Below are 12,670 nucleotides of genomic sequence, written 5' to 3' on the forward strand. Positions count from 1 at the left end.
TCTGGTTTGTCGGTGTTAATGGCGGGAGAGAAACATCTCAAAAAAATAAGCCGGTGGTGATTTAGACAACATCCGTTTAGCCGGCGCGAATGTTCGCGCCGCTAATGTTGCGAGTATCGGGGATCAGTCTGCCAGATCGGTCAGGGTGTAAGGGTCAATGCGAGTATCCGGCAATTTCAACGCGTTCAGCTCCGCCATGAGCGTATTGTAGGCATTCGGATCTTTAGGCATTAGCCCCCAGGTCGTAAAGAAAGAGGCGAGGTTATAACCCGAATAAATACTGGCATTGATAATAAAGCTGTTTATCTTCTCGGCATCAGTGGGTAAGTCTGGTGCGCTTGCCCGGTAATGACGGTGGAGCGTTTGATAAAAATTATCGCCGTACACCAGCCAGAGTTGATGGAACATCATCAGTCTTCCTTCATAACCTAACTCAGCATCCTGATTAAAATCTTTTTGCGCGACGGTTTTATTCAGGAATTTTATCGCGCGAGGCCAGGATTGTGCCAAACTCATCCACTGAGATGGATAAATCCCCATCTCCCTTTCCGCGGCAAGAGAAAAAATATTAACCTGCACTTCAGTAATGCTGCTCCAGCTCCATGCCCGCTGTTGATGCATATGACCAAGTTCATGCCATGGTCCCCAGCCCTCCACCGAGAATCCTTTCTCAGTAAGGATATTTCCCATTACATCTTTATTAAATACTGTGCGGTAATCCGTTGTATACATAAGTGGATCCGGGTCATCGGTTTCGGTTATTAATATCTTATGTTGGCTTCGGCTGTGGGTGTAAATATATCCCTCATCTTTAGTTAACATTAATATGTTGTCCTGAGCATTGATTGCCTTGTCAATCGCCTGCAACACCTTATCCTGGTTTTCATTCACATAACGAAGGGCATTTTCCCGTGATGCAACAATAATGGCGCGCTCCGATTCAAGGACCACATCAGGCGTCGGGTAATTATTTAACATCTCACGCCATGCGGCATTGGTGGTCGTACCCAGCCGATACCAGGGCATTGGCCGGGCATCGACTAAGTTGAGACGGCAGTTTGCGCCATAAACAAACTGATTCATTGGTGTGTAAGCATAAATAATACCGCCTTTTTCACCCGCTTTGACATAGGAATTAACTTCCTGCTTTAGCTCGAACATATCAGGGTTGATTTTGTCTTTGTAACGGCTGTAAGTGCCGATGAGCAGATGAGGCATAATGTTGCCTTTGTAATTGGGGCAATTAACAGCATAGTGAACCAGTTGATTAGGTTCGGCATAATAGCCGGTTGGATAACCCGGATGCCAGGGTAATGAACCCAATCTTGCCGCATCCTGATGAATCTCCGATGTGCCGTGGACCTGCATATAAACAGAATCATAGTTTTCCACCCCGGTATTTATCGGGGTAGGGGACAATTGCGAGAGTGAATCTCTGGCAAATAAGTTCCCCGTTGCCAGAAGCGAGGCTAAGGTAATGGTACTTATCAACATATTTTTAAACATTGCTACTCCTTGAGTTATTTTTTCGTTTTACTGCCTGTTAACCTTATATGAAGATTTTCTTCTGCCAGAGAAGGCAGTTATAAATTCATGTATTTCTCATCTTATTGATGCGTCGCGTCAGGATAAATTTCAGCGATTAATGGATTTTCGTATCAAGTGAACGGTATCCATTCTACCCGGATGTTTTTAATAGATTGGTTGTGACTAAAGTGAGTGACCTATTCTCAGGAGAAAACCTATGTCACAGCAGCAGGAATATTACCGGTATGTTGCGCCCGGCCAACGCGCGTTTAAACATTGCCAATTCGATACTCGTCAGCAGCAGGTGTGTTATCTGCCGGGGCTGGAAATACGCAGCGGCACCACAGGCAAGACCTACGACCAGCCTTTGTGGATGATCGTGGCCGGCAGATGTCGTCTTTACCGCGAGGCGCAGCAAACGCTGATTCATGTCAACCTGAGCGACAGATTGGGCAGCGTATACGGCGTGGTGGATGAAACGGGAACTCTGGTGAATCAGGAGTGCTGGTATCCCTTTGGTGGCACGGCAAGCTGGTTAACCGGGAGGCAGAAAGGGGCGATGCTGAAGTTTCAACGTTACGCGGGGAAGGAACGGGATTGCACCGGGTTAATCTACTTCGGCTGGCGTTACTACCTGCCGTGGCTGATGCGCTGGCTAAGTAGCGACCCGGCGGGAACGATAGAGGGGTTAAATCTGTTTCGTATGCTGAGAAATAACCCTGTCACGCGCTACGACGCTGACGGACGCATGACCAATGGGGAGTCATCTTTCGATCTTGATGCCGTTATAAGAAATGAGGGTTCTGATACATCTGAGTATCGTGAGCTTCTGCAAGAGTTATGGGAGGAGCATTTACCCGGTGCTGCCGCTGAAAATCCCCCGAGCTGGCAGCCAGTACCTTCAACCTCTTCTTCTGTAACCTGCGACCCCCAGTCTCATCAAGACCATGCGGCGGCGCTGACCACAGAGCATGTGCCCGGGGGTAATCAAATCTGGCAGTGCAACCGATGCTACGATTCCTTTCATTCTGAACCTGAATGGCGAGAGCATATTGCCCAAATACCATGCAAAAAAAAATACTCCTGTATGTGGCCTGACTGTAGAAAGACATTCACCCGAACACAAAATCTACATATTCATATGCGTAACCATAGAGGCGAAAAGCCGTTTGTTTGCCACGGGGAAAGTTGTAGCAAAAAATTCACCTCAAAGGATGGCCTTACCAGGCATTTCAGACACAGTCACCTTGGACAAAAGCCATTTCAATGCAACGTAGACGGATGTGGCTTTTCGTGTACGAGAAGAAAATTTCTTGAGAAACATATCACAATCTTCCATACCCCTGGTTCTGTCGGACTTTACTGCACGCCATGCAGACTGACATTTGACAAACAAAGTGTGTTTACGCTGCACAGTAAGTACTACTGTCCCTACAGGGCTAACCATTCCTGAGAAAGCCCGACACATTTATGGGCTGTGTCGCCAGCCTCTGCGCCAGAACAATCTGTAGCAGCAGAGGCTACTCAATCTTCATTTTTTTCTCATGTTGTTCAGGCCAGTGTTAAAAACCACCAGGCTACGCTTGAAGTCGATTATTTTCATGGAAGAAAAATGATGACTCATATTCCCGTCTGTTCCACGCCGTCTGTTCCATCCACTACCCCGGTTCTGAATGCCTTATGTCGTTTGAATGGCATAGGTGACAAATTTTTGTCAGTGAAATCCTCACTTACCAAACCCTTATCGCAAACATTAAGTCGGGTCGCCAGCCTGACTGCCAACAAGTTGGCTGCCAGGTTACCCGCAGTGGCCACCGTCCTCAACGCCTGGGCGGGGAAAGAACTCCTCTCCCTTCGGCAGGTGGCGCTGTGGCAGGAATATTTAAGAAACCCGAACCTGCCAATCGATGCTGCACTCAAAAACTATCTCGAACCCTGTTTTGCGCTGCTTGCTCGTTATTTGCTGGAACAGCCGGTGATGAAATTGCTGGGAGGCAGGACCCATCATGTCGCGGAATTTCTCCATCTGGAAAAAGCCAATAGCCTCCTCGACACCATGCTCAACCGTCAACGACTGGCACATTTATATATCGACGCTGAACCCGGGCCGCCGACACTGGAAAGCGAGATTCAGCACACTTTATTGCTAATGATTGGCATCTTCGGGAGTGCGGGGAGTGAGGTCAAACCCCGACAAATCAATATCGAGATTTTCAATGTGCTGTATCAGGAACTGTTCGCTTGCGAGGCATTGAGGTGGGAAAAAAACACGGCCAATCCGGAAGAAGTGCAAAGATGGAGCGATGCCGAGATGACGGCGAAAGTACAAGCCTTTCTCAGCGCCAGGTATGCCGGGCAATTTTCTGCACAGTATGTGAGCAGCGAAATGCTGGTGCAGTTGAGCGGGGTGCCTGCACGAATACAAAGCGAGCTGCTGTCGATGGTCTGGCCCGCTGACGCTGAACCGACTAACACGGTGCTCGCGCAGATGGATAACTTGCCACCCCCACCGGGTATTCATATTCCTTTTGCCGGGACGCTGCGAACCCTGTCACCGGCATATCAAAACATCGTACTGGGAAAAAATTCCACGCTGGTGCTGGAGATACCGGTGTGTCCGGCGAATAGGTTTTTGAATACGACCACAGAAGGCAGCGGCATTTCTCTGGGCGGAGTGGGGAGCGACAATGAAGACAACATGAAGTTGTTTCTCAGTAATATCAATGCCGCATCTACTCAGGTTTATTTCAGGAGCCGCCATCCTGCCACCGGGTTTAACGCAAAATTGCGTCCGAGTCCCTTGCCCCTGCTGACGTATCAATCTGAAAAGACTGCCGCGCCTTCCTCTTCGCTGGCAGATGCAGCCTGCCCGGTGACTACGATGGAGATAATCGATCCGCCAACCCATATTTCGCCGGAATTACCTTTTCTGTTACTACCGTCCGGTGTCATGGGGGCCTTGCAACACTTTGATCACTGGTTTTCGCAGATGCTTAACCCGACAGGTGTTGCCGGTCAGCGTCTTGATGAGGCAGACGCAGCGCACACGCGTCTGGCACGCCACGCCATTGTAGACAGTCGCCCAAAGGCGGCGCCGGGTAATGATGTGCAATATGATCGTCTGTCGGAAATCCCGCTGATAGCAACGGCCGCTGCTCCGGTGCAGGTCGATGTTAAAACGGCGTCGCACGCCTGTAATCTTTGGCAAATGATACTTAGCCATAAGCCTGCGGATGAAAGGGAAAACGGATTTGCGCGTTATGCGGCGTTAATAACCGAAGATCCCTCACAACGTGAGATTGGACAGGATGCCCGCTTCCAGGACACCACACCACGAACACCGCTTAACCGTCTGAAGATCTTATTGCTGTCATTACAGACGCTCATCACCCGCCCGGACGAAGAGAGCCCATTCGTGTTGGATGAGAAGGAATTCGCCTATTTACAGAATGACCAGCGCAGCGGTTGGTCTGCCGGGTTAGCGATCATGAGCGATGGCGAACCGCGCGCCCGATTGCGGTTGTTGGGCAAAATGATCCTGCCGGTAATTGAGGTTGTTCTGAAAGCCATCGACCCGGCGACCCACTTTGCGGGCTTCGCTTCCCTCAATAGTAAAATCATTGCGGGCCTGACAGACGACGTGATCCCGACTATCACGATAAAAGCATTCGCCCGCCTGACCGCCGAGAAAACAGCGTCATTTTGTGAAGAGCTGGGGCAACAGTTCGAACAGTTCACTTCTCTGGATCTCGCCCGTATCCGTCTGTTGCTGGATGAGCAGTGCAAAGAAGCTTTTCCTGCCACCGAGTTCGCATCACACCCGAAATTACAGGATGAAACCTGTTTTAGCGAGTTGGGGTTATCGGCGGCACTGGCCGCTCCGGTGGTGGCAGATCATAAACGCAGTGCCATTCCATTACAGGCCATCAGGCAGATTGCGCTGTTTATGTTGCTCAATCAAAAAACCGGGACGCTGATTAACCAACTTGGGCAGACCACGTATGTCAGCTCTGGAGTGAAAAAAAAGCTGACCGAATGGTGGGAGGAGGAAACCCAAACGTATGCAGATGTACTGGATTTTGTCCGGGCCCGACGTGCACTGGATAAAATACTTCTCCATCCGCACGGCATCACGCCTTTGCAACTGGCCGAGGCTAAAACCGATGTTCAAACCACGCTCAGAACATTTTACCGACATACCTTTCTGGATCTGCCACGGGAGATGCGGCACGCGCTGAAACAAAATTACCCCCAGCCGTTGCCGGTGACCTTCATTCAAGTCTCACGGCCGGAGGACCCTTCACCGCTAAAGCCCTGTCTCGGGATCATTATTCAGCATAACGCTAAAGCGTTTCTGGTGACGCCACTGCCGAAAATCGGCGATGCCACCCGGCATACCTGGTTTGACGTGACAGAACATCAGAGTGGATCCGGATTTCGCACTGAAATACAGAAGCAGGCGTTGATGAACATTTTATTCAGAACGGCCGATGCGTCAGCGCGTCATCAACTGACGTTGACCACCTCGCTATTGCGTTTTGCACCCGCAGATAGCGAATTGTGGGCAGCGAATCTGGCGGAAATTGTGGTGAAGAAGATGGAACAACTGTCCAATCCATCTTCTGCCGCCAGCTTGCCCCCGACCACTTCAACCACGGCATCGGCTGAGTCCCTGGTTCAGAGCGCCTGGAGTACGACGTTGTCATTACTTTTTCACTCCCCATTAGGTGAGTGCCTGAGTTTTGTCGATAACCTGTTCGGTCTTGGCTTGCAACAGGAGCCAGTCGAACAAAGCGGATTAGTGAAGCTGGGATCGCTGGTGGTCTGCGTGGAACAGGCGATGCCAGAAGGAGAGGCGTGGGCTGTTGCCGATACGCTGGTTGAGAACGGGGTACAACAAGCCTTTCGCCAGGCGAAGCGCTACCAGGCGAAGTATCGGATTACGACTGAGGCACCACAGGAGGATACGGCGTTCATAAAATGGCTGGAATATGAAATGAAGGAATTCATGGATTCCTTCCCTGAGCTGGAGGATTTATACGCTCATCGGGATCTCAAGCCCTGGCTGGCGCAGCAGATGCAACCTTCGTGGTCTTCCTTATCAAAAGCGGCCTACCTGGCCGAGCCGACCAGTATGGAAAAACTGAATGAGCTGGCGGGTTACGCGCACTATTTATCCGACGAAGAAGGAAAAGAGTATCTCTTTCATCCCTACGGCGACTCGTGGCTGAAATTTGAAGTGGCGAGCACCTCCCTGTCACCAACCGGCGAACTGCGATACGAGATTCCGTCAGGAGCGCCCGCCGACCGTATGGTCACCGTGGTTAAAGATGCACAAGGGAAATTGCAGGTCGTCGCTGACAATCTGATCAGACTGTTGCCGTCTGACGCCAGCACGAAGCATAACGACTGCGAATTAAGCGTACCGCAAGGAATCTCGGTAGAAGAGATGTTCATATCAACCTTCAATGATAATCGCCTGGTAATCAAAATAAAGACCAGAGAGGGGGAAACATTATACCGAATGCTCTGTGCCAGTGGCGCGTTTATCCCCTTTGAACCACAAATATTCGCTAATATCCCTTATCGCATGGGGCGAGGCATCGAAAATGATCCCAGTACTAACGAAAGTCCGATATTTCGTGGTCGTTATGCGTTAAGCCGAATTTACGACACGGTACGTAGGCATGCCATACTGGAATTATATAATCTACGTAAGAAATTAGTGTCACTGAGAACAGTGAAGGAGTTGGAGGTAGATATTATCTGCCTGGCCAATCAGGTGAATAAACTACCGGCACATCTGGCGATGCTGAAACATGCCGATTCACTGCCGGAAAGTGATATCACATTGCATGGTTTTCTCGAGCTGAGCCAAATGGTAGAAGAGATTGCCCGTGGTGTGCTGACCTCAATCAGCCCTGAATTGTCCCCAGACCAGGTATCCTATAAAGAGTTTTTACGCAAAATTAAGGATGCAGGCAGAGGGATTAACAATATTATCAACGTCTTCGGGCTTCCGGATAGCGATCATTCCCTCACGCAGCATGACATTGATAGTTATGCCACTATGGCAAAAAAGTTGGTGAATTTCGCCAGTGTGTTCAAATCAGAAATGACTTCGTCCGAAGTGGCAAACGCCGCATTCAGAGCGAGGCAACTGGCCTATATTGATGATTATGGCGATCAGATTTTTAAAGCGGATGATATCACCGAAGTCTTTCTGGCAGCGGTTTCTATCCCCGAGGAGTTAAGAGGGATCAGATATGTGGGTACTGGCTCAACGGTATGGAATAAATTCCCGTGGATGAGAAAGGAACTGGAGCAGATAGATAATGAAGACCGGTTGAATATGGATAAAATTAGCGCGGCCATAAGCCAGAATGCTAATTTTATTGCACAGAGCTTGAAAAAAATCTTCCATGTGGCGGAAAGTGAGACGCTGGACGTCGCGTTGTTTGAGAAATTATTGCATCAATATCGGATAACGCTGGAGTCAGATACTGAATATCGAATCAAGGTATTTAAAGATGCAATAGGCTACAACCCCAAAACAAAGCAGTATGCGTTGATTAAAATGAAAACCATGCCGGAAAGAGAGTTGTTTTCCTGGAACGGACTCAATGGTTTTGCGGCGGGGCATAAAAAAAGAGATGAAATTGCCGTATCCTGCGCCAACCAGGGACATAAAAAATCTCTTGCCACCACGGTCAGGCATGAGGACGGGCATAACATCATCAGGAAATTCGTCCCCCATGCGAAAAAAATTATTGGCGAGCCCTATCTGGACTGGCCTGACCGGCAAAGATCGTTGGTACGTAGCGAACAGCGAGAATTACTCCATAAGCTGATGTCTGCGCCTGCGGTGTTTCGGGCTTATATCCAGGACCTGGAGGAGTTTACCCGGACTTATTTTCACGCCTGCGTCTATTCATCCAATGCAGAAATCGCTCTTCTCGCGAGTGAAATACGCGATAGTTGGGCCTATCCAGTGACGGAGAGTAACCAGCAGAAGATCGATCGGATTATCGATATCCTGGCGACCGATCCGAAACTGAAAATCGAACCGGCTCTGCCATTTCCGGACTTTTTCAATGCGATGGTTCAACAGCTGGTGGAAAGCGTACCGAAAGAGGTTGCCGATAGGGTTGAAGCCGAATGGGATCCGACTGACTGGCGCAAACGTTAATGAGGGCATTTTCGCTGCTGAACTGTAACGTCTGATGTCATACCGGCAAGACCCTGTTGATCAGGGTCTTTTGTGGCAGGTACTTAACAATTTGTGCCGTATTTTAATCATATTTTTCAATTTATTAGACAAAGTCCGTTGGGCTGCCTGTCTTTAATTGCTTGCTATTGAATAGCGCACTATGTAAATTGAACCCGAAGCCAACAACGAGTGCACAAATTTATTCATTTAAGTAGCGCACTATTTAATAGCGAGATATAAAAGGGGATCACCATGAAAATTAAACAATCATTATTAGCCATTGCATTAGGCGCTGTATCTGTATCAAGCATGGCGGGAGAGCCACAACCAGAACGTCATGTGCAGGCTTTCCTGAATGCCCTCAACAGCAGCGGCGGCAAACCTATTGAACAGCTCTCACCTCATGATGCGCGTCAGGTGCTGATCGGCGCCCAGAAGGGAGCTGTACTGCCGGCCGCAGACGTGACTGAAAAAACCATCGAAGTTAACGGACAACCGCTGAAGTTAAATATCGTCAAACCGAAAGGGGCAAAAGGTACGCTGCCGGTATTTATGTTCTTCCACGGCGGTGGCTGGGTGTTAGGTGACTTCCCAACCCATGAGCGCCTGGTACGTGACCTGGTGGTGGAATCAGGAGCAGCGGCAGTTTTTGTTAATTACACCCCATCACCGGAAGCGCATTTCCCGGTGGCGATCAATCAGGCCTATGCTGCCACGCGTTGGGTTGCGGAACATGGCCAGGAAATAGGCGTTGACGGTAAACGCCTGGCGCTGGTGGGGAACAGTGTCGGGGGGAATATGGTGGCCGCTGTCGCGTTGCAGGCAAAACAGCAACATACCCCGGCGATTCGTTATGACGTGATGTTATGGCCGGTTACAGATGCGCATTTCGATACCGCTTCTTATAACCAGTTCGAGAATGGCTACTTTCTCACACGGAATATGATGAAGTGGTTCTGGGATGCCTACACCACCAAAGAGAGCGATCGTAACAACATTCTGGCATCTCCGCTGCGTGCCACCCGCGAGCAGTTACAGGGACTGCCGCCGACATTGATTCAGACTGCCGAGTTGGATGTGCTGCGTGATGAGGGTGAAGCGTTTGGTCGTAAACTGGATGAGGCCGGGGTGGATGTGACCGTTACGCGCTATAACGGTTTGATCCACGACTATGGTCTGCTGAATCCACTGAGTAACGTGCCGGCCGTGAAAACAGCGCTGCGTCAGGCGGCGGAAGAGTTGAAAACCCACCTGAAATAATCTCAAAGGCCAGGTTAATCACCTGGCCTTCACCTTTTTACCACCACGTAACGCCCTCCCGACAGCCAGATACCCGACAAAAAGTACGCCTTTTCCGGTAATGAGAGACGGACAACTGTTCTATAGGAAAAGATGATATTGAATGGACAATCCAACGAAGAAGCACAGTTATCCACCTGTTTTTTGCCAATTGATGTGATGACGTTCGGTGAAGAATAACCGTTGATACTTACCTGCCCAGCAGACCGGGTAACATTTTGCAAAAATGCGTAAGTTAAGTTGTGCTTAATGATTAATTTTAAAGGTGTTGTTGTTGCTAATTTAGCCAGTGTTGGTTTTCGCCTTCCAGCCCAGGCTGGGCCTGGATTAGTGCCATTCATCAGCATTGATAATGCAGGAAACACAAACTTAATAGTTCAGTAACGTAACTAATACGTCAGTTTTCAAATGCTAATCAATCAGTTAAGGTCAGTTAAAGCAGTACAAACAGTGAATTCTGCTACAATTCATTAACATGGTTAGCGGAGTGAGTCTTAAGAATTAATCGATTGTAGGCTAACCGCTAATATCCAACTGTATTTTATCAAAAATTTGTTCCCGCCTGGCTTATGTGACTGATGTTTAGAGCATATTGCCACCAAACGCCTACCTCTTCCTGATTATTCGGGACAATATTCTATTCATTCGATTTAGGAAAGGATCGATCGATCAAAGGTTATTTTTTGATAGGTAAAAACATAGATAAAACCGATCGTAAAGTGTTTATTGATTGGTATTAGTGATCATAGAATGAGAATCATCTGATGTGTGTTATGGAAAACATTCTCATGAATCTCAGCGAAGTCTTAACAGGTAAAGTTATCAGTGGTATTGAAGCGGAACCGATAGTAGACAGAGCAGGGAATGTTCTGGCGGTAAAGATACGTACAGACAGCGCCGCACCAGGGTGGTTTTTCAGGCAGGTTGGGAAACCCGCTAAGGCACAGAAAAAAAAACTGTTGAAGGATCAACTCACGCTTATCGACCTAAAAACAGCATATTTTCAAAATAATAACATTTTATGCTCCATCACTATTGATTTTGATATGGCCGCACTCCTGATACAGGATGAGGAGATTGCTGAGTTAGCCAAATCAAAACCCTTTTTACGTTTAGAGATTTCAGAAGGTTTTCCAAATCTTTCCGATGGGAGAAGCAACCGGGTCTTGCAGGCATTAGCCGAAGAGTACCGCTTGTGGTTGGGAGATTTAGGTTCAGGCGAATCGAGCCTGAGAGCATTGCAGGAAAATCTCTATGACGCCGTAAAGATTGATAATGATTTTTTTAAGATCTACAGCAAGTCAGGCATCTGGCCGGTCATTATCAAGAACATAATGCGATATTGTAAGTTTATTATCATCGAAGGTGTGGAAAGCACAGAGCAATGCCACGCCATCGAAACGGATATTAAAGCGGTACAGGGTGGATGTTTTAAAAGCGTACGGCTTGAACAAATCGAAAGTTTAAATAAGAAATTCATATTATAACTTTGAATTTTTAATATACGTCTTTTACACAGCAAAATGGCGGCATTGTCCTGCCCATTATTTTTTTTGCCAGCGTCGCAAAGGCGTCGCTGCGCCTGTTGTATTGATTATTTATTTTTTTCAGGCTATTGGCGCCAGTAAGCTAAGGGCGGTAGCGTGCCTGAAACGTCAGGAATGAGTGAGTAATAAAAGTGGTAAAAAAAATCATTCATTATCGCTAACAACCAAAAAGGTAACATTATGAAAATCACAGCAATGAGTACTTTGTTATTAACCGGTTTGCTGAGTTTGAGTGTAAACGCAGCAGAAGAAACGACAACACAACAAACAGCCGCCGCACAAAATGTGGGTGCGCCAGCAGGTGAAAGCGCAACCAGTTATGCTGCCGGAACCAGCGTGGTTGTGGGTGTCTCTGCGGTTTCCGCGTTGGCCGCGCTTGCATTAGCGACGCAGACTAACGATGGCAGTAGCACCGGAACGACCACCACCACCACGACCACCACCACGGGCAGATAGTTCTAACCAGACAGCGGAGGGCATCGCAAAGGTGTCAGAGAGATATGAGGATAATATCTGATGATTACTATTTGAGTCTGGGTTTGCGTGAAGCATTAAAAGTCCACGAAATCGGACTACAGGACATGACTATTTCGTTAAGTTCTGACCTGAAAACCATCAGACTTTATAAAGACATAAGTGTTTATTCTAATGAGAAGTTTTTTGTCGGTAATTGCCTGACAACCTTTGTGATGAGTTACCAGTTAGATGATGGGCTAACGCCTTTACATCACAAGCTGTATCGACTCATCGCTGAAAGAAAAACCATGTACCTGACTCCACGAGAAATCGATGTTTTGAAGGATTTATTAGACGGACAAAATATACTCGAAATCTCAAGGAACAGCGGGCTTAGCCCAAAAACAATCAGTGCTCAAAAAAATTCAGGTTTAAAGAAACTGAAGGTCAGTAACTTACATATGTTGCACCGAGACATTTCATCATTCAGAAATCTGTTTTATGGAAAACAACGCAGCCACGCAGGGATGGGTTTCTAAGGGTGAGTGAATGACGTTTCCCTTTACTATGCCTCTTTAGCAAATTGATAAAGAGGCCTTATTTTCTTGCATTTAATAGGATGATAGTTCAA

Annotated in this window: 8 protein-coding genes; 6 read left to right on the forward strand and 2 right to left on the reverse strand. The window is 47.9% G+C overall.

Going from position 1 to position 12,670, the window contains the following annotated elements:
* Positions 1–123 precede the first annotated feature (123 nt).
* Complete coding sequence (locus tag AC6I8T_RS24065) at positions 124–1,506, reverse strand: M60 family metallopeptidase (RefSeq protein WP_497834582.1); 1,383 nt, start codon at positions 1,504–1,506, stop codon at positions 124–126.
* A 238-nt stretch (positions 1,507–1,744) separates the two neighbouring features.
* Between AC6I8T_RS24065 and AC6I8T_RS24070 the strand changes: the two genes are divergently transcribed.
* The 3 genes from AC6I8T_RS24070 to AC6I8T_RS24080 all read left to right on the forward strand — a co-directional run bounded on the left by AC6I8T_RS24070 (position 1,745) and on the right by AC6I8T_RS24080 (position 9,997).
* On the forward strand, positions 1,745–2,980 hold the full coding sequence (locus AC6I8T_RS24070; protein WP_497834583.1) for an RHS repeat-associated core domain-containing protein: 1,236 nt from the start codon (positions 1,745–1,747) through the stop codon (positions 2,978–2,980).
* Between the two features lie 159 nt (positions 2,981–3,139).
* Positions 3,140–8,716 carry a hypothetical protein gene (locus AC6I8T_RS24075; protein ID WP_497834584.1) on the forward strand — a complete coding sequence of 1,859 codons (5,577 nt, stop codon included), beginning with the start codon at positions 3,140–3,142 and terminating at the stop codon, positions 8,714–8,716.
* A gap of 273 nt (positions 8,717–8,989) precedes the next feature.
* Positions 8,990–9,997 (forward strand): alpha/beta hydrolase, encoded by a 1,008-nt coding sequence (locus AC6I8T_RS24080; protein WP_021185363.1) that lies wholly within the window; start codon positions 8,990–8,992, stop codon positions 9,995–9,997.
* Positions 9,998–10,026: 29 nt separating this feature from the next.
* Here the strand turns inward: AC6I8T_RS24080 and AC6I8T_RS24085 are convergent, their stop codons facing one another.
* Positions 10,027–10,383 carry a hypothetical protein gene (locus AC6I8T_RS24085; protein WP_497834585.1) on the reverse strand — a complete coding sequence of 119 codons (357 nt, stop codon included), beginning with the start codon at positions 10,381–10,383 and terminating at the stop codon, positions 10,027–10,029.
* Between the two features lie 441 nt (positions 10,384–10,824).
* Here AC6I8T_RS24085 and AC6I8T_RS24090 point away from each other — a divergent pair, with 441 nt between their 5' ends.
* The 3 genes from AC6I8T_RS24090 (at position 10,825) to AC6I8T_RS24100 (ending at position 12,578) form a co-directional block, all read left to right on the forward strand.
* Positions 10,825–11,523 (forward strand): EAL domain-containing protein, encoded by a 699-nt coding sequence (locus tag AC6I8T_RS24090; RefSeq protein ID WP_071783600.1) that lies wholly within the window; start codon positions 10,825–10,827, stop codon positions 11,521–11,523.
* Positions 11,524–11,763: 240 nt separating this feature from the next.
* The gene (gene yjbE, locus AC6I8T_RS24095; RefSeq protein ID WP_497834586.1) at positions 11,764–12,039 is read left to right on the forward strand and encodes an exopolysaccharide production protein YjbE; all 276 of its coding nucleotides are present in this window, start codon (positions 11,764–11,766) and stop codon (positions 12,037–12,039) included.
* A 44-nt stretch (positions 12,040–12,083) separates the two neighbouring features.
* On the forward strand, positions 12,084–12,578 hold the full coding sequence (locus AC6I8T_RS24100) for a helix-turn-helix domain-containing protein (protein ID WP_036627043.1): 495 nt from the start codon (positions 12,084–12,086) through the stop codon (positions 12,576–12,578).
* Positions 12,579–12,670 lie beyond the last annotated feature (92 nt).

This window comes from Pantoea sp. X-Soil-OKNW-556 (assembly GCF_059730695.1).